Annotated in this window: 20 protein-coding genes; 12 read left to right on the top strand and 8 right to left on the bottom strand. The window is 70.5% G+C overall.

All coding sequences use genetic code 11. The features are described 5' to 3' along the window. Positions 1-15: 15 nt before the first annotated feature. Positions 16-1452 (top strand): hypothetical protein, encoded by a 1437-nt coding sequence (locus ACWH95_RS14450; RefSeq protein WP_454120865.1) that lies wholly within the window; start codon positions 16-18, stop codon positions 1450-1452. A gap of 8 nt (positions 1453-1460) precedes the next feature. Here the strand turns inward: ACWH95_RS14450 and sucB are convergent, their stop codons facing one another. The 3 genes from sucB to ACWH95_RS14435 all read right to left on the bottom strand — a co-directional run bounded on the left by sucB (position 1461) and on the right by ACWH95_RS14435 (position 6157). Continuing rightward, a complete protein-coding gene (gene sucB / locus ACWH95_RS14445) occupies positions 1461-3236 on the bottom strand; it encodes a 2-oxoglutarate dehydrogenase, E2 component, dihydrolipoamide succinyltransferase (protein ID WP_454120864.1) in 1776 nt (591 codons plus the stop codon). 66 nt (positions 3237-3302) lie between these two features. Next, positions 3303-4676 carry a dihydrolipoyl dehydrogenase gene (lpdA, locus tag ACWH95_RS14440; protein ID WP_454120863.1) on the bottom strand — a complete coding sequence of 458 codons (1374 nt, stop codon included), beginning with the start codon at positions 4674-4676 and terminating at the stop codon, positions 3303-3305. Between the two features lie 5 nt (positions 4677-4681). Further along, positions 4682-6157, bottom strand: coding sequence for a leucyl aminopeptidase (locus tag ACWH95_RS14435; RefSeq protein WP_454120862.1), 1476 nt, complete (start codon positions 6155-6157; stop codon positions 4682-4684). A 114-nt stretch (positions 6158-6271) separates the two neighbouring features. On the opposite strand from ACWH95_RS14435, the gene ACWH95_RS14430 reads away from it, so the two are divergent. The 3 genes from ACWH95_RS14430 to ACWH95_RS14420 all read left to right on the top strand — a co-directional run bounded on the left by ACWH95_RS14430 (position 6272) and on the right by ACWH95_RS14420 (position 9312). Continuing rightward, positions 6272-7213: a proteasome assembly chaperone family protein gene (locus ACWH95_RS14430; RefSeq protein ID WP_454120861.1), complete on the top strand. Its 942-nt coding sequence runs from the start codon at positions 6272-6274 to the stop codon at positions 7211-7213. Between the two features lie 168 nt (positions 7214-7381). After that, positions 7382-8620: an RNA polymerase sigma factor gene (locus tag ACWH95_RS14425; protein WP_136036091.1), complete on the top strand. Its 1239-nt coding sequence runs from the start codon at positions 7382-7384 to the stop codon at positions 8618-8620. Next, positions 8620-9312, top strand: a complete 693-nt coding sequence (locus ACWH95_RS14420) for a coenzyme F420-0:L-glutamate ligase (protein WP_454120860.1) — start codon at positions 8620-8622, stop codon at positions 9310-9312. The genes ACWH95_RS14425 and ACWH95_RS14420 overlap by 1 nt, the downstream gene beginning before the upstream one ends. Positions 9313-9369: 57 nt before the next feature. Here the strand turns inward: ACWH95_RS14420 and ACWH95_RS14415 are convergent, their stop codons facing one another. Beyond that, positions 9370-10386 (bottom strand): sugar-transfer associated ATP-grasp domain-containing protein, encoded by a 1017-nt coding sequence (locus ACWH95_RS14415; protein WP_136033014.1) that lies wholly within the window; start codon positions 10384-10386, stop codon positions 9370-9372. A gap of 82 nt (positions 10387-10468) precedes the next feature. Here ACWH95_RS14415 and ACWH95_RS14410 point away from each other — a divergent pair, with 82 nt between their 5' ends. Together ACWH95_RS14410 and ACWH95_RS14405 are read left to right on the top strand one after the other, a co-directional pair. Continuing rightward, positions 10469-11167 (top strand): alanine racemase, encoded by a 699-nt coding sequence (locus tag ACWH95_RS14410; RefSeq protein WP_454120859.1) that lies wholly within the window; start codon positions 10469-10471, stop codon positions 11165-11167. After that, positions 11164-12204 carry an alanine racemase gene (locus ACWH95_RS14405; protein ID WP_454120858.1) on the top strand — a complete coding sequence of 347 codons (1041 nt, stop codon included), beginning with the start codon at positions 11164-11166 and terminating at the stop codon, positions 12202-12204. Before ACWH95_RS14410 ends, ACWH95_RS14405 begins: the two co-directional genes overlap by 4 nt. A 32-nt stretch (positions 12205-12236) precedes the next feature. Here ACWH95_RS14405 and ACWH95_RS14400 read toward each other — a convergent pair whose 3' ends face one another. Beyond that, entirely contained in the window at positions 12237-12455 is a 219-nt protein-coding gene (locus tag ACWH95_RS14400; protein ID WP_136033021.1) for a DUF7455 domain-containing protein, read from the bottom strand. A 180-nt stretch (positions 12456-12635) separates the two neighbouring features. Here ACWH95_RS14400 and ACWH95_RS14395 point away from each other — a divergent pair, with 180 nt between their 5' ends. Continuing rightward, positions 12636-14747, top strand: coding sequence for a DNA gyrase/topoisomerase IV subunit B (locus tag ACWH95_RS14395; protein WP_372490596.1), 2112 nt, complete (start codon positions 12636-12638; stop codon positions 14745-14747). A 55-nt stretch (positions 14748-14802) separates the two neighbouring features. Here the strand turns inward: ACWH95_RS14395 and ACWH95_RS14390 are convergent, their stop codons facing one another. Then, the gene (locus tag ACWH95_RS14390; RefSeq protein ID WP_454120857.1) at positions 14803-17244 is read right to left on the bottom strand and encodes a DNA gyrase/topoisomerase IV subunit A; all 2442 of its coding nucleotides are present in this window, start codon (positions 17242-17244) and stop codon (positions 14803-14805) included. Between the two features lie 44 nt (positions 17245-17288). Here ACWH95_RS14390 and ACWH95_RS14385 point away from each other — a divergent pair, with 44 nt between their 5' ends. Next, positions 17289-18410, top strand: coding sequence for an alkaline phosphatase family protein (locus ACWH95_RS14385; RefSeq protein ID WP_454120856.1), 1122 nt, complete (start codon positions 17289-17291; stop codon positions 18408-18410). 27 nt (positions 18411-18437) lie between these two features. Here the strand turns inward: ACWH95_RS14385 and sepH are convergent, their stop codons facing one another. Beyond that, positions 18438-19481 (bottom strand): septation protein SepH, encoded by a 1044-nt coding sequence (sepH, locus tag ACWH95_RS14380; protein WP_454120855.1) that lies wholly within the window; start codon positions 19479-19481, stop codon positions 18438-18440. Positions 19482-19680: 199 nt separating this feature from the next. Here sepH and ACWH95_RS14375 point away from each other — a divergent pair, with 199 nt between their 5' ends. Next, positions 19681-19974 carry a DUF4193 domain-containing protein gene (locus ACWH95_RS14375; protein ID WP_025103572.1) on the top strand — a complete coding sequence of 98 codons (294 nt, stop codon included), beginning with the start codon at positions 19681-19683 and terminating at the stop codon, positions 19972-19974. A gap of 71 nt (positions 19975-20045) precedes the next feature. On the opposite strand, the gene ACWH95_RS14370 is transcribed toward ACWH95_RS14375, so the two are convergent. Further along, positions 20046-20510 carry a DUF3093 domain-containing protein gene (locus tag ACWH95_RS14370; RefSeq protein ID WP_136036097.1) on the bottom strand — a complete coding sequence of 155 codons (465 nt, stop codon included), beginning with the start codon at positions 20508-20510 and terminating at the stop codon, positions 20046-20048. 12 nt (positions 20511-20522) lie between these two features. On the opposite strand from ACWH95_RS14370, the gene dut reads away from it, so the two are divergent. Genes dut through ACWH95_RS14355 form a run of 3 tightly spaced genes read left to right on the top strand, consistent with a single transcriptional unit; the run spans position 20523 to position 22311 of the window. Continuing rightward, positions 20523-20993 (top strand): dUTP diphosphatase, encoded by a 471-nt coding sequence (dut, locus tag ACWH95_RS14365; RefSeq protein WP_454120854.1) that lies wholly within the window; start codon positions 20523-20525, stop codon positions 20991-20993. After that, positions 20990-21577, top strand: a complete 588-nt coding sequence (locus ACWH95_RS14360; RefSeq protein WP_136033035.1) for a DUF3710 domain-containing protein — start codon at positions 20990-20992, stop codon at positions 21575-21577. Before dut ends, ACWH95_RS14360 begins: the two co-directional genes overlap by 4 nt. Further along, entirely contained in the window at positions 21574-22311 is a 738-nt protein-coding gene (locus ACWH95_RS14355) for a DUF3159 domain-containing protein (protein WP_136045086.1), read from the top strand. The genes ACWH95_RS14360 and ACWH95_RS14355 overlap by 4 nt, the downstream gene beginning before the upstream one ends. Positions 22312-22326: the final 15 nt, after the last annotated feature.

Raw genomic sequence — 22326 nt, 5'->3', positions numbered from 1 at the left:
GGGTGAGATGGGCGCATGACCGACGCCCAGACGATCGAGACGGCCCCACCGCCCCTGCTGGCACGAGCGCACCGCACGCTGCGGATGCTGTCGTCACCGGACACCCCCTTCGCGGGGGCGCTCGTCACCAGCGGCGACGGCGTGGCGGTGCGGTGTCCGAGCGAGGAGCTCGCGGGATGGGCGGGCTGGCACTTCGCGGGCGCACAGCACGTCGCCGGACCGCTGGACGTCGTCCGACGTGCGGACGGCCACGATGTGCTGCTGCCCTGGTGCACCGATCGGTTGCAGGCGTTCATCGACCGACGGTCCGCCTCGGGGCAGCGGTTGCGTCAGGGTGAGGTGTGCACGGTGGCGGTGAGTCTGCTGCGCGGCATCGGTGAACTGGCGCGCATGGGCAGCGGCGTCGAGGGTACGTGGTGGCTCACCGACGGCGGGCGACCCCTGTTCGTCATCGGTGAGGGGAGCGGGATCCGGTCCGCAGCGGCGACGATCGTCGAGACGCTCAGGGACTGCGAGACCGATCGAGCGCTGAGGCGTGTTCTGGACCGGGTGGGGGATGGACTGCGCGAACGACTGGAGCACCCCCGGGTCCCGCGGCGGCTTCTCGACGAGTGGGAGTGCGAGCTTCTCGCCCTCGTGTCCCCACGTCCCCTGGAGCATCAGACGACGAAGCCGGTGCGGGCGCGCGACCTCTCCCGCGTCGTCGAGCCCGCTGCGGGCGGGGTCGCCCCGACCCGGAGGAGCCTCGCGACGCGGAGGTCCGCGGTCCGTACCCCACGGACCACCCGGGCGAGAGTCCGCAGCGCCGTGCGGATGTTGCGGGAGAACATCGCGTCGCGGATCGCCGACGCCAGGGAGGCCGTCCGCGTGCGGCGGGCGACGAGCGGTAGGGGGCGGGATCGGGCCGCGGCTCCCCGCGCACCCCGTCGCCGACTGCTGTTGATCGCGGCAGCGGGTGCGGCCGTCGTGCTCGTGGGCGGGCTGATGTGGCCGAGCGGCGACGGCGGGAGCGACGCCCGAGGTGCCTCCACCGCCGTGGGGACGGCGCCGACGCCGACGTCGACCGCGGATGGTCGGGCGAAAGGCGGGTCATCGACGACAGGAGCCGAGCACGCGTCTGCTGCCCCCACGCCGCCCGTCGCGGAGGCGGGCGACCCCGCCGCCGCCGTCCCGACGCTCGTCTCCGCCGCTGAAGCCTGTCACTCCGCAGGGGACACGGAGTGCGTCGCCGCGATCGCGCCCGGTTCCGCAGGAACCGTCGACGCCGTGCGCGCGCTCAGCGGTGAGCTCACGGTCGAGCTGGTCGACGAGTACGGCGACGTCGCGGTCACCCGCGTCGCTCGGCCGGCGGAGGCGGGCGCCGCGAGTCCCACCGCGATGGTCGTACTCGTGCGGCAGGACGACAAATGGCTGGTCCGCGACGTGTACGACGTCGCGGACCAGCCAGAATGATCGTTCGGTCAGGCGCCCAGCTGCGGGGCGAACTGCGCCGCTTCGAGGCGCGCCTTCACCGCACCGAGGAAGCGCGCCGCGTCGGCACCGTCGATGATGCGGTGATCGTACGACAGAGCGAGGTACACATACGAACGGACCGCGATCGCGTCGGTTCCGCCGACCTTGACGAGACCCGGACGCTTGACGACCGTGCCGGTGCCGAGGATGGCGGACTGCGGAAGGAACACGACGGGCGTGTCGAACAGCGCACCGCGGGAACCGGTGTTGGTCAGCGTGAAGGTTCCGCCGGCCAGCTCGTCCGGCTTCAGCTTGTTGTCGCGCGTGCGGGCCGCGAGGTCGGCGATCTCGTGAGCGATCTGAGCGATGTTCTTCGACGCGGCGTCGCGCAGCACCGGAGTGAGCAGCCCGCGCTCGGTGTCGACCGCGATCGAGACGTTCTCGGTGGCCGGGTAGACGATCTGCTCACCGTCGACCGTCGCGTTCACGATCGGGAAGGCCTGCAGCGCCTCGGCGGCGGCCAGCGCGAAGAACGGCAGGAACGAGAGCTTGTCGCCGGTCTTCTCGAGGAACGAGCCCTTGACGCTGTCGCGGTACTCCGCCAGCGCGGTGACGTCGACCTCCACGACCGTGGTGAGCTGCGCCGTCTGCTGCATGGACTCGACCGCGCGCTTGGCGAGCACCTTGCGCAGACGCGACATCGGCTGGGTCGTACCCCGCAGCGGGGAGACCTCGAGCGGTGCGGGAGCCGGAGCCGCATTCGTGGCGGCCGGAGCCTGCGATGCGGACTCGGCAGCCTTGAGCACATCCTCCTTGCGGATGCGCCCGCCGACACCGGTACCCGTCACGGAAGCGAGATCCACGCCCTGCTGTGCGGCCAGACGGCGTACCAGCGGGGTGACGTAGAGGTTGTCGTTCTCCGTCGGCAGCGAGAGCTTCGGAGCGGGCGCCTCGGTCGCTGCGGGAGCCGGTGCGGCCTGCGCCGGAGCAGGGGCAGCCGGTGCAGGGGCCGCGGCCGGAGCCTGGGGCTGGGCGGGAGCCGCCTGCGGTGCGGCGGGAGCCTCAGCGGGTGCCGGGGTGGCGGGCGCCTCGGGCGCGGCCTGCGGCGCGGCAGGTGCCTCGGTGGCGGCAGGCTGGGCAGCGCCGGAACCGACGCGGGCCAGGACGGCGCCGACCGCGATGGTCTCGTCCTCGGCCGCGACGATCTCCTGGAGCACGCCGGCGACGGGCGAGGGGATCTCCGTGTCGACCTTGTCCGTCGAGATCTCCAGAAGAGCCTCGTCGACCTCGACCGAGTCACCGACCTGCTTGAGCCAGCGGGTGACCGTTCCCTCGGTGACGCTCTCGCCGAGCTCGGGGAGCACGATGTCGGTGGCGTCACCGGACGGCGCAGCCTCGGCGGCGGGAGCGGGAGTCTCGGCCGCAGGAGCCTCGGCCGGAGCCGGCGCTTCAGCAGGAGTCTCGGTCGCGGCAGGGGCCTCGGCAGGGGCGGCCTCCGCTTCGGGGGCGGCCGCAGCGGGCGCGTCGCCCGCCGGGGCTGCGGCGCTGCCGTCGCCGATGCGAGCGAGCAGGGCACCGACCTCGACGGTCTCGTCCTCGGCGACGAGGATCTCCTCGATCACGCCGGTGACCGGGGAGGGGATCTCGGTGTCGACCTTGTCGGTCGAGATCTCGAGCAGGCCCTCGTCCGCCTGGACGGTGTCTCCCACCTGCTTGAGCCAGCGGGTGACCGTACCCTCTGTGACGCTCTCACCGAGAGCGGGGAGGACCACGGATGTGCTCATGACTGAGTCTCCTTCAGAAGTTGTATGACGCTTGTCTAGCTTAGTGACTCGGGCACCGGTTGGTGCTCAGAGGGCGTGCAGGGGCTTTCCGGCCAGCGCGAGGAAGGCCTCGCCGAGCGCTTCGCTCTGCGTGGGGTGCGCATGGATGAGCGGAGCGATGTCCTCGGGGTGCGCCTCCCAGGCCACAGCGAGCTGACCCTCGGTGATGAGCTCGCCGACGCGGTCACCGATCAGATGCACGCCGAGCACCGGGCCGTCGTTCTGGCGGACGACCTTGACGAGGCCGCCTGTTCCGATGATCTCGCTCTTGCCGTTGCCGGCGAGGTTGTACTCGTAGGACGACACCGCGTCGGCGCCGTGCGCGGCCACGGCCGCCTCCTCGGTCAGCCCGACCGAGGCGACCTCGGGGCTGGAGTATGTGACCTTCGGGATCTGCACGTCGGGGACCGTCGCGGGGGAGAGGCCGGCGATGCGCTCGGCCACCGCGATGCCCTGCTGGAAGCCCCGGTGGGCGAGTTGGAGCCCTGGGACGATGTCGCCGACCGCCCACACCCCGGGAACCCCGGTGCGCAGTTCCTCGTCGACCGTGACGAACCCGCGGTCGAGGACGACGCCCGCCTCCTCGAAGCCCAGATCGGCCGTGGCGGGACCGCGACCGACTGCGACGAGCAGGTAGTCCGCGGTGAGCTCCGTGCCGTTCTCGAGGGTCACGCTGACGGACGTGTCGTCCTGGGTGGCCTGCTGGAACCGCACTCCGAGCGAGTACTGGATGCCACGGCGCCGGAACGCGCGCTCGAGCCCCTTGCTCATCGCGATGTCCTCGTTCGGCACGAGGTGCGGCAGCGCCTCGACGATCGTGACCTCGACACCGAAGGAGCGCCAGACGCTCGCGAACTCCACGCCGATCACACCGCCGCCGAGCACGATGACGCGCTCGGGGATCACATCGAGCGCGAGCGCCTGCTCGCTGGTCAGGATGCGGCCGCCGATGTCGAGCCCGGGAAGCGTGCGGCTGTACGAGCCGGTGGCGAGCACGACGTCCGTCCCGACGTACACGTCGTCGCCGACGCTGACGCTCCGGTCTGCGTTGAGCCGTCCCGTCCCGGTGACCGTGGTGATGCCACGCGCCTTGACGAGGCCCTCGAGCCCCTTGTACTTCTTCGCGACGATGCCCTCGCGGTATGCCCGCACGCCCGCCGCGTCGATGCCGTCGAGGGTGGCCGAGATCCCCACCGCTGCGGCGTCGCGCACATGCTCCGCCACCTCCGCCGCGTGCAGCAGCGCTTTGGTCGGGATGCAGCCGCGGTGCAGACAGGTGCCTCCGACCTTGTCCTTCTCGATCAGCGCGACCGACTTGCCGAGTTCGCTGGCGCGCAGCGCGGCCGCGTAGCCGCCGCTGCCACCGCCGAGCACGACGATGTCGAAGGTGTGGGTTGTCATCGGTGTTATGCCTCCGTGTGGGATGCTGCTTCGGCGAAGGCGACGATCGATCGGACCATCGCCCCCGTTGGACCCTTCTCCGTGAAGCCGTACGGCGCACCGGCGTGTTCGCCGGAGCCCGCGATGTCGAGGTGCACCCAGGGGATGCGGGCGGCGTCCTCGGCGTCCGAGACCGGTCCGACGAAGCGTCGCAGGAACAGACCGGCGAACGAGGCGCCGCCCATCCGGTCGCCCATGTTCGCGTTCTGCAGGTCGGCGATCGGCGACTCGAGGGACTCCTCCATGTACGAGGGCAGCGGCATGTGCCAGGCGGGCTCTCCGGTCTGCTCCGCCGCGGCGAGGAACCGCGTCACCGTCTCGTCGTCGCCGAACACGCCGGTGTGCCGGTGTCCGAGGGCGGCGACGATCGCACCGGTCAGCGTCGCGACGTCGATGATGACGTCGGGGTGCTCTCGGCTGGCGGCGACCAGGCCGTCGGCGAGGACCAGGCGCCCTTCGGCGTCGGTGTTCTGCACCTCGACCGTCGTGCCGTCGAGGATGCGGATGACATCACCGGGGCGCAGGGCCCGGCCGGACGGCATGTTGTCGGTGATGCAGAGCCAGGCGGTGACGCGCACCGGGAGCCCGAGTCGGGCGATGGCGCGAAGGGCGGCCAGGGACGTCGCGGCCCCGGCCATGTCGAACTTCATGCCCACCATCGAGGCGGCCGGCTTGAGGGAGAGGCCACCGGTGTCGAACGTGATGCCCTTGCCGACCAGGGCGAGGTGCCGCACGGCGTCTGCGGGGGAGTAGTCGAGGCGGACCAGACGCGGCGGCCGGTCGGACCCCTGCCCGACCCCGAGGATTCCGCCGAAGCCCTGCTCCGCCAGCGCGGCCTCGTCGAAGATGTCGACGGTGACGTCGAGCTCGGCGACGCTGTCGGCCGCGCTCTGCGCGAGCTGCGCGGGGCTCTGCCACTCCGCGGGGACGTTCACCAGATCCTTGATCAGCGCGACGGCTTCGCCCAGGGTCTGCGCTCGGGTGATCGTCTCGTTGTCGAGGTCGGCGTGGACGGTGATCCGTTCGGCGCGCGCCTTGCCCTTCTCGGTGCGGTAGCCGTCGAAGCGGTGACCGCCGAGCACGGCCCCCTCGGCGGCGGCGGCGGCGTGGCCGTCGAGGCCGGAGGCGAGCCCGAGCGCGACGTGCGGGAACCCGGTCAGCGAGCGGAGGGCGACACCGGCGGCGCTGCGGATCGCGGCGTCGTCGATGCTCTTCCCTGCACCGACGACGGCGAACGGCAGGGTGGAGACGTCGGGCGCGTACACGCGGGCGAACGATCCGGCGGCACCGGTGAACCCGATGCCTTCGAGGACCTCGGCGAGGCCGGGGTAGGCCCCCAGCGACTCGGCCGAATCCGAGAGATCGGGAACGACGAGCACTGCGGCATCAGCAGCGCTTCCGGGGAACTGATCGGTGGTGTGCGAGAGCACGGGAAGCGTCATGCTCTCCATCCTAGGAGGACCTCTGCGACCGGGCGGCCCCGCGTGCCCCCGCGTGTTCGCTCTCAGCGAGACGGCCCGGGGCCCCTCGTCGGGACCTGCTCGTAGCATGGAGTCATGCCCTTCTCCGGAGAGATCCACGAACGCGTCGCGAACGCGCCGACGGTGCCGCACGGACTGCCCCTCGTCGTGCTCCTGACCGGCTTCACGGATGCCGGGAGCGCGGTGTCCGGACTGATCGACCACCTCCGCGAGTCCGCATCGCCGCAGCCGCTCGTGATCTTCGACAACGATGTGCTCCTCGACTACCGGGCCCGCCGTCCGGTGATCTCCTTCGATCAGGACCACCTCACCGAGTTCCGGCCGCCTCGGCTGGAGCTCTCGCTCGCGACGGACGCCCTCGGTCGCCCGTTCCTCCTCCTCGCGGGCTACGAACCGGACTTCGCCTGGAACGCCTTCGCCGAGACCGTGCTCGACCTCGCCGCGGAATACGAGGCATCCGGACTGCACTGGGTGCATTCGATCGCCATGCCCGTGCCGCATACCCGCCCCATCGGCACGACGGTGAGCGGCAACCGCCGTGACCTCGTGGTCTCGCACTCGGTGTGGCGCCCGCGGACGCAGGTGCCGGCGACCGCGGGGCATCTGCTGGAGTTCCGTTTCGCCGAGCGCGGCGAACGAGTGGTGGGCTTCGTGCTGCTCGTGCCGCACTACCTCGCCGAGACGGAGAACCCCGACGCGGTCAGCGCCGCGGCCGAGAAGCTCATGGCATCCACGGGACTGGTGCTCATGCTCGACGCCGTGCGCGAGCGCCGGGAGGACTACATCGCCAGGGTGGACGAGCAGGTCGCGGCGAACGACGAGCTGCAGCAGATGGTCCACAACCTGGAGCGCCGCTACGACGCCTACATGGCAGGCCGCGACCCCGAGGACGACAGCTACGACGAGGGCGGGTTCAGCGAGCGCGACCTGCCGAGCGCGGACGAGCTGGCGGCGGAGCTCGAGCGCTACCTGGCCACGCGACCGTCGGGCGACGAGGACAAGCCCGGCCGCGGCTGAGCAGGATCGACGCGAACTTCGCCGGATTGCATCCGGAGCGCCACACGTGTGCGATACTAGGAGTCCGACCCGTTGTCAATCGGCGTTTTCGAACTCCGGACTTGACAAGGGTCTTACTAGTGTCCGAAATGTCCCGGGGCCCGTGATCGGCTCCGTGAAAGGCGAAACGTGACTCCTGCCACGACGAAGAACACACGGACGAAGAAGGCCGCCGAAGAACCCACGCCCGACGAGGAGATCGAGGTCGAGAACCTCGACGAGGCAGCGCCCGCCAAGCGCGGTGCCGCCAAGCGCGGCGCGGCGAAGAAGAAGAAGTCGGAGGAGGTCGTCGAGGAAGACGACGCCGCGACCGATTCCGCCGAGGAGAGCGCGGGGGACGACGAGGAGGAGGACGCCAAGCCGGCGTTCACCGAGCCGCTGCCCACCGGCGCGATCGTCATCTCGTCGAACGACGACGAAGACGTCCCCGTCTACTCGACGCAGATCACCGGCGCCACGGCCGACCCCGTCAAGGACTACCTGAAGCAGATCGGAAAGGTCGCGCTGCTGAACGCGGCCGAAGAGGTCGAGCTCGCGATGCGCATCGAGGCGGGTCTGTTCGCCGAGGAGAAGCTGTCCGCGATGACCCCGGCCGAGAAGTCGAGTCAGCTGGGTCTCGATCTCCAGTGGGTCGCCCGCGACGGCCAGCGAGCCAAGAGCCACCTGCTCGGCGCGAACCTGCGGCTCGTCGTCTCGCTCGCCAAGCGGTACACCGGTCGCGGCATGCAGTTCCTCGACCTGATCCAGGAGGGCAACCTCGGTCTGATCCGCGCCGTCGAGAAGTTCGACTACACCAAGGGCTTCAAGTTCTCGACCTATGCGACCTGGTGGATCCGTCAGGCGATCACGCGCGCCATGGCCGACCAGGCCCGCACGATCCGCATCCCCGTGCACATGGTCGAGGTCATCAACAAGCTCGCCCGCGTGCAGCGGCAGATGCTGCAGGACCTGGGTCGTGAGCCCACCCCGGAGGAGCTGAGCCGCGAGCTCGACATGACCCCGGAGAAGGTCGTGGAGGTGCAGAAGTACGGCCGTGAGCCCATCTCCCTGCACACTCCGCTCGGTGAAGACGGCGACAGCGAGTTCGGTGACCTGATCGAGGACACCGAGGCGGTCGTCCCCGCCGATGCCGTGGGCTTCACGATGCTGCAGCGCCAGCTCGAGCAGCTGCTCGACTCGCTCTCGGAGCGGGAGGCGGGCGTGATCCGCATGCGCTTCGGCCTCGGCGACGGTCAGCCCAAGACGCTCGACCAGATCGGTGACACGTTCGGCGTGACGCGTGAGCGGATCCGTCAGATCGAGTCGAAGACGATGGCCAAGCTGCGCCACCCGAGCCGCTCGCAGTCGCTGCGGGACTACCTCGAGTGATGCAGGCGAACGAGGGCAAGGCGCTCGAGACCAGCGTCGACGGCACGAGCTACGCGCGCATCCCGTTGCGCACCCGCGTGGTGATGCCGAACGACGACCTCGACGCGGTCATCACCGAATACGCGAAGGAGGTCGTGCAGCCGGGAGACCTGCTGTTCGTCACGGAGAAGATCGTGGCGATCACGCAGGGTCGGTCGTACCGACTGGACGAGATCACTCCGCGCAAGCTCGCGCTGTTCCTCTCGAAGTACGTCACGCGCACGCCCTACGGCATCGGGCTCGGCATGCCCGAGACCATGGAGATGGCCCTGCGGGAGTGCGGCACGCCGCGTATCCTGTTCGCCGCCGCCGTCTCCGCGGTCACCAAGGCGTTCGGACGAAAGGGTGACTTCTATCGCATCGCCGGGGACAAGGCGCGCGCGATCGATGGCCCCACCAAGCACACGATCCCGCCGTACAACCAGGCCGTGGTGCTCGGCCCGAAGGACCCGGACGGCGTCGCAGCACGGCTCAAGGGCCTGCTCGGTGGGCAGGTGGAGGTCGCGGTGGTGGACATCAACGACCTCGGCGGCAACATCCTCGGATCGACGCTCGACAAGGCCGGCGAAGCCCGGCTGGTGAAGATCCTCGGCGACAATCCGCTCGGCCAGGGACTGGAGTCCACGCCGCTCGGCATCGTCCGCGCGGTCTGATCTGCTGGTTCGACGAGAACGCCCCCGGAGGAATCCGGGGGCGTTCTGTCGTGGTGGTCAGAACCCGATGACCTCGCGGTAGCGCGGCTTGTGGCCGGTGCGGATCCCGGTGACGCTGGGCTTGTTCTCGTACACGCCGGCGCCCCAGTTGCCCTCGACGAGCACGGGACCGTCCGGCGTGACGACGACGTCCCAGCCGACGTACTGCACCTCGGGCACGACCCTGGCCACGCGGTCGATGAAGGCGCGCACCTCGTCCATGAAGGGCAGCTGGAAGTCCGCGATGCGGAAGCCCGAGTCCGGGTGCGTCTCGTGCACGTGGCCGTGCGAGTCGTACCCCGCGCCGACCGCGTGTCCGTTCTCGTCGAGCATCGTGTAGAAGCCCCCGAAGGTCATCTGATCACTCACGGCGCCCCGCCCGAACTTCTGAGCCATCGCGAGGATGTGCGCCTTCTCGCCGTCGAAGAACGCGGTGATGCGGGTCGTGTTCACGGTGCCAGGGCAGACGGCGGCGAGGTCGTCGTGCTGTCGGATGACCTCTTCGATGAGGAGCTCGCCGCGACTCAGCAGCCCGCGGTGGAAGGCATCCCAGTCGTCGATATCGGCCGCGTGGTACCGGTGCACACCGGTGCCCGCCTGACCGACCGGCTCCTTGGTGACGATGGTCCCCAGGCGTTCCGTGAGCGCGCGCACCTCGGCGGCGTTGCCCTCTTCGACCACCAGCCACTCGCGATGGAGGTGCTCGGAGAACTTCCGGTTGAACTCGATCTTGTCCTGGAAGATCCACCGGAAGTCCGGGTGGTCGTACTTCTGGGAGAGCTGGTTCGACACGGGGTGCGTCATGTAGGTGTCGCGCTCGGCACGGGTGAGCATCGCGAAGTCGTAGTCGATGTAGTCCTGGAACCCCACGTTGTGCCGCGCGGCGGACCACAGCATGTCCACGACGATCGTCGGTACGGGCTTGTGGTGCTGTGCAGAGGCCTCCTTCGCTCGCTCGACAACGGAGCCGACGTCGATGCGACGGGCGCGGCCGAGGAGGTAGCGGATGCGGGGCGCGAGAGAAAGACGAGTCATGGAGCTCCGGGGGTTGGGGATGCCGTCCAGTCTACGGGGGAGTCACACCGGGATCCCGGAACACGAAGCTAGGCTGGATCACGTGTGTGACACGACCTCGAGTGCGCTTCCGCGGGCGCTGATCTCCCGCTCCGCCCTCACCGCCGCAGCGGTTGCGGCCGTCCGCGAGGGGGGAGTGCGAGCAGACCTGCGCCGCGACGCCTGGGGTCACGGGCTGCTCGCCGTGGCCCACGCCGTGACGGTGGCCGGTGCCCGCGAGGTGCGCGTGGACAGCGAGGGCGAGGTGGAGATGCTGCGGCTGGAGGGCATCGCGGGGGTCACCACGGGGGAACCGGACATCGACCCGTCGATGCTCTACGGCCTCCCCGGCAGCAATCACGACGCGACACCGGTCCTGCGGCTGACGGGACGCGTGATGTCGACCAAGCCGCTGCGCGCGGGCGACGCCGTCTCTTACGGCTACACGTTCCGCGCGTCGGCCGACACCACGGTCGCGCTCGTGACCGGAGGGTACGCCCAGGGCATCGTGCGCGCGCTCGGCAACGTCGCCCTGGTCGAGGTGGACGGCATCCTCCGCCCGATCGTCGGCCGCGTGGCCATGGACGTCTGCGTCGTCGATCTGGAGGGCACGGAGGCCCCCGTCGGCGCCGAGGTGACGTACTTCGGTGGCACCGGACCCGCCCGAGACGAGATCGTCCGATGGTCCTCGGCGACGGACATGTCCGCCGCGGAGCTGGTCGCCGTCGCCGGTTCGCATGCCGTGCGGGGGTGGGAGGCATGAGCCGCCCCGAGCTGCGGCTGAGCGCGCGGACGCTCCGCGACAACATCGCGGCGGTCACCTCCCGCCTCGGCGGATGCGAGCTCATGCTCGTGCTCAAGGACGACGCCTACGGCCACGGCCTCACCTGGACCGTGGAGACGGCCGTACAGGCGGGGGTGGCGTCGTTCGGAAGCTACGACGTGCGGGGCGGCCTCGACGTGCGACGGCTCGTTGGGCCTGAGGCGAGGGTGTTCGCGTGGGCCACCTCGACGGATGCGGAGATCGACGAGGCGCTGCTCCAGGGGATCGACCTCGGCGTGGGCACTGTGGAGTACCTGCACCGCATCATCGCGCGGGCCGAGGCGCTCGGGGCTGTCGCGCGCGTGCACCTGAAGATCGACACGGGCCTGCACCGCAACGGCGTGCTCCCGGAGGACTGGCCGGGGGCGATCGCGCAGGCTCGGGCTGCAGAGGCTGCCGGACTGCTGTCCCTGGAGGGGATCTGGAGCCACATCGCGGAGGCGAGCGATCGCGAGGACGATGACGCGCAGGCCGTGTTCCTCGATGCGGTCCGCGCCGCCGGGGGGACGGGCCCGACACCGGCCGCCCTTCACCTCACCGCGTCCGCCGCGTCGTGGTGGCGTCCCGAGCTGCGGGGCACCGTCGCCCGCATCGGTGCGTTCTGCTACGGGATCCGCTCCGCGGACGGGCCCGAGCTGGAGGGTGTGCGCCCGGTCGCGCGACTGGTGGCGCCGGTTGCACGCGTGGAGGAGGGTCGCGCGGTGATCGAGGTCGGCGCCTTCGACGGATTGCCATCGACGCTCGTCGGGGCCCGGGTCGGCACGCCGGCCGGAGCACGCGCGCTCGAACGGATCGAACCGTTCTTCGCGCAGATCGAGGGAGGGGCGGGACTGTCCGTCGGGGACGAGGTGACGGTTTTCGGTCCCGGAGAGGCGGGCGAGTCCTCGGCCACGACGCTCGCGGAACGGATCGACACGGTCGGCGAGGAGATCCTCACGCGGCTGAGTCCGCGGATCCGTCGCGTGCCGGTGGACTGAGCCGGCGGGTCCGGCTCACTCCACCCGCGCGATCAGACCGTCTCGACGAGGCGAGCGGTCTCGTCGTGCCAGCTGGTGGCGACGCTGCGGAGCTTCTCCTCGTACTTGCGGCCGTGGTGGGCGCAGAACAGGAGCTCGGAGCCGTTGACCTCGGCGGCGATGTAGGCCTGCGCGCCGCAGGAGTCGCACCGGTCCATCGCGGTCAGCCGGAACTCGACAGCGGAGGTCTCACGTTCGGTCGTTGCATTCATCTCGGGGCCTCCTCGGGTGTCGGCGTCCTTGTTGGTCGTGCTCAATACAACCACGCCCCGCCTGTGGGCATGCCCGGTTGTCGGCGTGTTTCGCTCAGCGCGTACGGGCCGGCGCCGACTGCCGACGCGTGGGGAGTGTCGGCCGAGTCCACGGCGCCCGCGCGAATAGACTCGGAGATTGTGAATGCCGAGTACTCCGCCCATCATCTCCAGGTGCTCGAAGGACTCGAGGCGGTCCGCAAACGACCGGGCATGTACATCGGCTCGAACGGTTCGCCCGGGCTCATGCACTGCCTGTGGGAGATCATCGACAACTCCGTCGACGAGGCCGTCGCCGGCAACGGGTCGCGCATCGACATCATCCTGCACGAGGACGGCAGCGTCGAGGTGCACGACCGAGGCCGCGGCATCCCGGTCGACGTCGAACCGCGCACCGGGCTGTCCGGCGTCGAGGTCGTCTACACCAAGCTGCACGCCGGCGGGAAGTTCGGCGGCGGCTCGTACGCCGCGTCCGGTGGACTGCACGGCGTCGGTGCCTCGGTGGTCAACGCCCTCTCCGAGCGTCTCGACGTCGAGGTCGATCGCGGCGGCAAGACCTATGCGATGTCGTTCCACCGCGGCGAGCCTGGCGTGTTCCGCGACTCCGGCGAGAAGCGACCCGACGCGCCGTTCACGCCGTTCGAGGAGAAGAGCGAGCTGCGGGTCATCGGCAAGGCGCCGCGCGGCGTCACCGGCACGCGCGTGCGCTACTGGGCCGACCGGCAGATCTTCACGAAGGACGCCGCGTTCCAGCTGGCGGAGCTGGAGACGCGTGCGCGACAGACGGCGTTCCTGGTCCCGGGCCTCGAGATCGTGGTGCGCGACGAGCGCGCCGGCACGGCGCCCGTCGGCGACGACGGCGCTCCCGCCGGGCCGATCGAGACGTCGTACCTGTACGAGGGCGGCATCTCCGAGTTCGTCGACTACCTCGCCATCGACCCGCCGGTGACGGACACGTGGCGCATCCAGGGCGAGGGCACGTTCCGCGAGACGGTGCCCGTGCTGCAGGCGGACGGCCACATGGTCGCGACCGAGGTGGAGCGCGTCTGCGAAGTGGATGTCGCACTGCGCTGGGGCACGGGCTACGACACCCGCATCCGCTCGTTCGTTAACATCATCTCCACGCCCAAGGGCGGCACGCACCAGCAGGGCTTCGAGCAGGAGCTGCTGAAGGTTCTCCGCGCGCAGGTCGAGCAGAACGCCCGCCGGCTGAAGGTCGGCAACGACAAGCTGGAGAAGGACGACGTGCTGGCCGGGCTCACGGCCGTGCTCACCGTCAACGTGCCAGAACCGCAGTTCGAGGGCCAGACCAAGGAGGTGCTCGGCACGCCGGCGGTGCGGCAGATCGTCGCCCAGGTCATGCGCAAGGAGCTCCTGCAGCGCTTCACGTCGACGAAGCGCGACGACAAGAGCCAGGCCACGCAGCTCCTCGACAAGATCGTGTCCGAGATGAAGGCCAGGGTGTCCGCGCGGGCGCACAAGGAGACACAGCGCCGCAAGAACGCGCTGGAGTCGTCCACGCTCCCCACGAAGCTCGTCGACTGCCGCACCAACGACGTCGAACGCAGCGAGCTGTTCATCGTGGAGGGCGACTCCGCTCTCGGCACGGCGAAGAACGCGCGGAACAGCGAGTTCCAGGCACTCCTGCCCATCCGCGGAAAGATCCTCAACGTGCAGAAGGCCTCCGTCGGGGACATGCTCTCCAATGCGGAGTGCGCGTCGATCATCCAGGTGATCGGAGCGGGCTCCGGTCGCACGTTCGACATCGAGGCGGCGCGCTACGGGAAGATCATCCTGATGAGCGACGCCGACGTCGACGGCGCCCACATCCGCACCCTGCTGCTCACGCTGTTCTTCCGGTACATGCGACCGCTGATCGAGCACGGCCGCGTGTTCGCCGCCGTTCCTCCGCTGCACCGCATCATCGTGATCAACCCGGGGTCCAAGCCGAACGAGACGATCTACACGTACACCGAGCAGGAGATGCACGCGCTGCTGGCGAAGCTCCGCAAGGCGGGCAAGCGGTGGCACGAGCCGATCCAGCGCTACAAGGGTCTCGGGGAGATGGACGCCGAGCAGCTCGCGAACACGACCATGGACCGCTCCGGGCGTCTGCTCCGTCGCGTCCGCATGGAGGACGCGGAGGCCGCCGGTCGCGTGTTCGAGCTGCTGATGGGCAACGAGGTCGCTCCGCGGCGCGAGTTCATCATCGACTCGGCCGACCGGCTGTCGCGCGAGTCCATCGACGCCTGACACGCAGCGGGGAACCCGGGCGCCCGGGCGCCCCGCTCGACGGCTCTTCGCGCGCTCAGACGATCGTGCGCCCGATGCTGCCGATCACGCCGTCGATGGGCTGACCGGAGGCATCGCGTCGGGCGCCGGACTCCGGGAGCTTGCGGACGGCACCCGTCGGGTCGACCGCGAGCGGCGGGTTGGGACCGACCCACGCGACCGTCAGCCGGTCCTCGCCCTTCAGGAAGGCGTGGGCGCGCACCCCGCCGGTCGCTCGTCCCTTGGCGGGGTACTCCGCGAACGACGAGACCTTCGCGCGTCCTGGATCGGTTCCGGGCAGGATGCTCTCGGCACCCGACACGGTCGCCACAACCGCGTCGACCCCCGGTGCGACCACCCCGAAGAACAGCACCGTGGCGCCGGCCCCGAGCTTGATGCCGGCCATACCTCCGGCGGCAGCGCCCTGCGGTCGCACGCTCGCGGCAGCGAAGCGGAGCAGCTGCGCATCGGAGGTGAGGAACACGAGCTCGGCGTCGTCGGGGGACTCCGCCGCCCCCACGACCGTGTCGCCGGGCTTGAGGCCGATCACCTCGAGCTCCGGGCGGACGGGGAGTGCCGACGGCACGATGCGCTTCACGACGCCCTGCGCGGTGCCCAGGGCGATCGGCGTGTCGCTGTCGAAGCGGACGAACCCGAGGATGCGCTCGCCCTTCGTGGTGATGCCGAGGTAGTCGCGCAGCGGGGCGCCGGCCGCCAGCTGGACCGAGCTCGCCGGAACCGACGGAAGGTCGACGGGGGAGAAGCGCATGACCCGTCCGCTGCTCGTGAGCGCACCGAGCTCGGCGCGCACCGTGGTCTCGACCGTGGCGAGGATGGCGTCGTGTTTGCTCCGGCGGGTGGGGGCCGTGAGCTCCTGGCCGTCGCCCAGGTCGACCCGGACGGCACGACCGGTGGTGGACAGCACGAGCGTGGTGGGCGCGTCGGCGATCTGCAGGTCGGCGGCCCCCTTGGCGGCGCGGGGCTTCGGCGGAGCCGCGTTGAGCAGCAGCGTGCGTCGCGGGGTCCCGTATGCCTCGGCCACGGCGTCGAGCTCGCGGGCGACGGCGGCGCGGAGCAGCGCGGGGCTGCCGAGCAGCTCTCGCAGGTCCGCGATCTCGGCGAGCAGCGCGTCGCGCTCGGTCTCCAGCTCGATGCGGGAGAACTTGGTCAGGCGCCGCAGCCGCAGCTCGAGGATGTACTCGGCCTGCGGCTCGCTGAGATCGAAGACCGAGCGCAGGCGGGTGCGCGCCTGTTCCGAGTCGTCGGAGGAGCGGATGACCTGGATGACCTCGTCGATGTCCAGGATCGCGATGAGGAGGCCCTCGACGAGGTGGAGACGTTCCTCGCGCCGGGCGAGGCGGTAGCGGCTGCGGCGGGTGATGACCTCGATGCGATGCCCGACGTAGACGCTCAGCATCTCCTTGAGGCCGAGGGTTCGCGGCTGCCCGTCCACCAGGGCGACGTTATTGATGCTGAACGAGTCTTCCAGCGGTGTCAGCCGATACAGCTGTTCCAGGACCGCGTTCGGATCGAACCCAGTCTTCACGCCGATGGCCACGCGCAGTCCGTGGTTGCGGTCGGTGAGGTCGGTGACGTCGCTGATGCCCTGCAGCTTCTTGGCCTGGACGGCGTCCCGGATCTTCTCGATCAGTCGCTCGGGGCCGACCATATAGGGCAGCTCGGAGACGATGATGCCCGTGCGGCGGGGGCCGAGCGGCTCGATCGATGTCTTGCCGCGGACCTTCAGGGCGCCGCGGCCGGTGGTGTACGCGTCCTTCACGCCGTCGAGGCCCATCAGGATGCCGCCCGAGGGGAAGTCGGGGCCGGGCACGTACTCCATCAGCTCTTCCGTCGTGGCGTCCGGGTGCTCGAGGAGGTGCACGGCTGCGGCCACGACCTCGATGAGGTTGTGCGGGGCCATGTTCGTCGCCATGCCGACGGCGATGCCGCTGGCGCCGTTGACCAGCAGGTTCGGGAAGGCCGCGGGCAGCACGGCGGGCTGCTGGAATTGGCCGTCGTAGTTGGGGATGAAGTCGACGACGTCCTCGTCGAGGTTCTCCGTGAGGGAGAGTGCGGCGGCCGCGAGTCGCGCCTCGGTGTACCGGGCGGCCGCCGGGCCGTCGTCGAGTGAGCCGAAGTTGCCATGCCCGTCGACGAGCGGCACGCGCAGCGCCCACTCCTGGGCGAGCCGCACGAGCGCGTCGTAGATGGCGGAGTCGCCGTGGGGGTGCAGCTTTCCCATCACCTCGCCGACGACGCGCGCGCTCTTCACGTGACCGCGGTCGGGGCGCAGACCCATCTCGGCCATCTGGAACAGGATGCGGCGCTGCACCGGCTTGAGCCCGTCCCGTGCGTCCGGAAGGGCGCGCGAGTAGATGACGGAGTACGCGTATTCGAGGAAGGAGCCCTGCATCTCGTGAGAGAGATCGATGTCCTGGATGCGTTCGTCGACGGGCTCGGACGGCGGGGTTTTCGGCATGGACTTCCTGGGGGCGTACGGGAGCCTGTGTCAGACTGGCTCGGATGTCCCTCATGCTACCGTCCGCCTCGCCCAGCGCCCGGAGCGTCGTCGGGGTGGCGGGCGACCTGAGCGCCGCTCTCCGCGGCGAGTCGGAGCTGCTCCCGCGCGCGGAGTCGGTCGTGCTGGTGGTGGTCGACGGCCTGGGCGCGCTCGGTCTCCGCGGCCACTCCGGTCATGCGCGTACGCTCAGCGGGGCGATGACGAAGCGGGATGTCGCGCACAGCGTGTTCCCGTCGACGACGGCTGCCGCGCTGACCAGCATCGTGACGGGCGCGTGGCCGGGCGAGCACGGGCTGGTGGGGTACCGCGTCCTCGACCGCGAGCGTGACGTGCTCGTGAACCAGCTCAGCGGGTGGGAGAGCGACGGGCTCGACCCGCTCGCGTGGCAGCCGGTGCCGACCGTCTTCGAGCGGGAGGCTGCCGCGGGCCGAGAGACGTTCGCCGTGGGGCTCGCCGCGTACGCCACGAGCGGGTTCACGCGCGCGACGCTGCGCGGCGCGACCTTCGTCCCCGCGCTGACCCCGGAGGATCGGGTTGAGGCGGCCTTCGCTCTCGCCCACGACCATCCGGGCTCCTTCGTCTACTGCTATCTGCCCGAGGTCGACAAGGCGGGGCACCGCTACGGGATCGCCTCCGCGGAGTGGGTCGCGGCGCTGGAGCGCATCGATGCCGCCCTGAGCGTTCGTGTGCCTCCGGGCGTCGGCGTCCTGGTGACCTCCGACCACGGCATGGTCGATGTCCCCGTCCATCGGCAGGCGGTCCTCGACGAATCGCACTTGCGCGGGGTGCGGCACCTGGGCGGCGAGCCGCGCATGCTGCACGTGTACCTGGAGTCGGCCGCCGACGAGAGCGCGGTGCTCTCCCGGCTGCGCGCCGACCTGGAGGGCGCCGCCGATGTCGTGACGCGCGACGACGCCATCAGGGCCGGCCTGTTCGGTCCCGCGGTGACGGAGGCCGCGGCTGCCCGGGTGGGGGACGTGCTCGTGATCGCGCGCGCGTCCTGGGCGGTGTACGACGGCACCGCAGCGGATCAGCGCAATCGCGGCATGATCGGACAGCACGGTGCCATGACCGATGAGGAGACGCGGGTGCCGCTCATCCGTCTCGGTGCCTTCGCACGGTGACGCCGACGCCACCGCGGAGAGCGCGACTCACTCGTCGGTGCGCGCCCCGAAGACGATCTCGTCCCACGACGGCATGGCGTTGCGCCGACGACGACGGCCGCCGCTCTCCGCCGGTTCGGCGGGGCTGCGCGGCGACTCCGGTTCCGTCGTCTCCGGCTCGCTGACGTCGTCGAAGGCCTCGAAGAGCGAGATCGGGCTCGACTCCTCACGGCTCTCCTCATGCTCCTCCAGCAGCGGAGAGGACTCGCGCTGGCCTCGACGCCGCCGCAGGGCCTCCAGCAGGTCGGCGGTCTCGGCGCTCGGGGCGCTGGAGTCGGGGGCGCGGTTGATCGCCGCGTCCTGGACGGCGGGGGCGGAGCGCTCCGGCAGCGACGGCTCTTCGACCTCCGCCTCCGGGGTGGGCACGAGGCGCGGTCCGAAGGCACCGGAGTCGAAACGGCTGTCGTCCTTGTACGGCGACGTCGTCCGGTCGGCTTCCACCGCGCGGAGCCGGGGGATCAGTCCCTCGGGGAGCGAGCCCTGGCGGGAGAGCTGAGTGGCGTCGGCGTTGAGGGGCGAGAGTGCGCTGCGCCGGGGGTCGAAGCTCCACCGGGCGTCGTGATCGACGTCGTTGGCTGTGAACTCGAGCTTCACGATCCAGCCGGTGTCCTCCTTCCAGCTCGCCCAGCGCTCGGATGTCGCCGCGACCTCTGCGAGCTTGGCGCGCACGGCCGCGCCGAACGTCGGCTGGGCGTCCGGTTCGACCTCGCTGCCGATGAGCACGGGCACGGCGAGAGCCTGGCCGATGATGTGCTCGCGCTCGGCGAGCACCGGCCCCTCGAAGCGGACCACGTCGTCGACCGCGATACCGAGCAGCTCGGCGACCTCGGGTGCGGTGAGACCGGCGCGGATCTGCGCCTGGATGTCGCGCGGGCTCGCGGCGAGCTTCTGGGCGGTCGGTTCGGCCTGTCGGGTGGCGCGGCGGATCTCCCGCTGCAGCACGTCGTCGATGGGCAGCGCGAAGCGTTCGCCCGACTCGGTCGCGAGCACGAGGACTCCTGCTTCAGTGCCGACGATGGTGACGTTTTCCATGCGAATGCCCCTCTGATGGGTGTGCGTTCATGGTGTCACGGGGGAGCGGGCGGAACAGGGAATATCGCGGGCGTGCCGTGAGTTTGCCCTGTCGCATGCGGAGGCATTTGCGAAATGCCCCACCGTCATGCAAACTATGGCCGCCGATTACCCGACGGCACACCCGCCCACTCGCACCATGAAAGTGGAGATTCACCGCATGGCAACCGATTACGACGCTCCCCGAAAGAGTGAAGACGACTCCGAGTCGATCGAAGCCCTGAAGGAGCGTGTGCCGGACAAGCTGTCCGGCACGACGGGGGACGAGGACTCCGACAACCCCTCGAACTTCGACCTGCCGGGCGCGGACCTCTCCGACCTCGAGCTCGACGTCGTCGTGCTGCCCGCGCAGCAGGACGAGTTCACGTGCATGAGCTGCTTCCTCGTGAAGCACCGTTCGCAGCTCGACCACGAGGGACCCGACGGCCCCATCTGCAAGGAGTGCGCTGCCTGAGCAGTCCTCCGAGCGACGCATGACGCGCCCCCGACCATCCGGTCAGGGGCGCGCTGTCGTTGGCGGGTGGCTCAGCCTTTCGCGGCGCGGATCGCCGCAGCGAGGCGGTCGGGGGTGCGGGTCGAGATGGTCCACGCCACGACCGGATCCGCGTCGTCGAGGTTGGGCACCACGACCAGGCCGTCGATGCCGCCGCGGATGAGGTGCCACCCGCGGGCGGGGAGTCCGGGTCCTCTGGCGTGACGTGCGTCAGCTCCATCGAGCGCGAGCGGTTCGCCGAGGTGGGTCACGTCGATGTGCGCGCGACCGGCGCGGAGCACGCCGTCCTCGACCGAGACGACCGGGGCAAGACCGATGACCGCGAGGACGAGCGCGGCGGAGACCAGCGCGCCGAGGACGAGGGCGACCGTCGATCCGACCGGGACGAAGATGAGCGAGACCATCGGTCCGGCGAGAGCGACGGTGACGAGGAGCCAGAGGCTCGGTGCGAGCCGCTCCCGGTAGCGGGGACGTGCGGCGGTGGCGGGGTTCTGCATTAGCCTCATGGGGTGACCGATTCCGTTGATGTCCCCATTATCGCCGCAGTGGTCCCCGGCTATGCGCACCCGGGTGACGCGGGCGCCGATCTGGTCGCCGCGGAGGCCGTGCACCTGGAGCCGGGGAAGCGGGCTCTCGTCCCGACCGGCGTGCGCCTCGCCCTCCCGGACGGCTACGCGGCCTTCGTCGTTCCGCGCAGTGGTCTCGCGGCGAAGCACGGGATCTCCATCGTCAATGCACCGGGCACCGTCGACGCCGGCTACCGGGGTGAGATCAAGGTGAGCCTGATCAACACGGACATCCACAGCGCGTACGATGTGGCCGTCGGCGATCGCATCGCCCAGCTCATCGTGATGCCCGTGACCCGCGCCCGGTTCCTGCCGGTCGAGGAGCTCCCGGACAGCGTCAGGGGCGATGGGGGATTCGGATCGACCGGCTACCAGGCACAGGCCACCGCGAACGAAGCAGGACAGGCGAGATGAGCGACAACAACGCGACCCCCTCCAAGTCGGCGCCGGAGAACCGCGCCACGGAGGGTCCTTTCGATGACTCCGAGGCGAACCCGGTCCGCCCCTACATCGACCTCGGCGGGATCAAGATCCTTCCGCGCGAGGGTCTGAACCTGCGCCTCGAGGTCGAGGAGCAGTCCAAGCGCATCGTCGCCGTCGGTCTCGACTACGCGGAGTCCTCGTTGCAGGTGCAGCCGTTCGCGGCGCCCCGATCGGGCGGTCTGTGGGACGAGACCCGCGTGCAGCTGCGTGATCAGGTGAAGGCGCAGGGCGGACGGGTCGAGGAGCGGGAGGGCCCGCTGGGCAAGGAGCTGCTCGCCGAGGTCCCGGCCACGGCGGCCGAGGGCTCCGGCCTGCGTCTGGCACGCTTCATCGGCATCGACGGCCCGCGGTGGTTCCTGCGCGGTGTGATCGGCGGGGCGGCGGCGTCCGATCCCGAGGCGGCCGCGAAGGTGGAGGACCTGTTCCGTTCCATCGTCGTCGTGCGTGGCGGCGCCCCCATGCCCCCGCGTGACCTCATCCCCCTGAAGATGCCGGCGACCCCGGGCTCGGCGTGAGCTCCCCGGTTCCCGAGGAGCCGGAGCGCCCGCAGACCGCGTCGGAGATCCTGGGTGCCGCGCTGGGGGGAGCGGCCAGGAAGGCGGGCCTCGATCCCGCGCAGAGCGCGAGCACGCACACGGTCGTGTGGTCGGCGATGGGCGGCTGGCGCGGCATTGTCGAATCGGTGCTCCCGAGCCTCGCGTTCGTCATCCTCTTCACCCTCCGCCCGCAGCCGCTGATCCTTCCGCTCGGCGTCTCCGTCGGGCTTGCCGCGATCTTCACGATCGTGCGCCTGGTGCAGAAGTCGCCACCGTCCGCGGCGCTCGGCGGCCTGATCGCCGCGGTCGCCGCCGCAGGACTGGCGCTCTGGACCGGGCGCGGCGAGGACAACTTCGTCCCCGGGCTCATCACCAACGCCGTGTACGGGTCGGCCATCCTCGTGTCGGCGCTCATCGGGTGGTCGGTCATCGGTCTGGCCGCCGGCTTCCTCATGGGCGAGGGCACCGCGTGGCGGACGGACCGCCGCAAGCGTCGCGCCTTCTTCTGGCTCGGCATCGCGTGGGCGGCCCTCTTCTTCGCGCGACTGGCCGTGCAGTTCCCCCTGTATCTCGCGGGCGACGTGACGGCGCTCGGAACGCTCAAGCTGGTGATGGGACTGCCGTTGTTCGCGCCGCTCATCGCGGTCACCTGGCTGGTGGTCCGTGCGCTGTATCCCCGCGCGCCTTCGCGCGAGGATGCCGCCGCGGCGTGATAGATTTATCTCGAC

It is taken from the genome of Microbacterium sp. NPDC055502, assembly GCF_053643635.1.
This window is presented reverse-complemented; position numbering and strand designations above follow the sequence as displayed.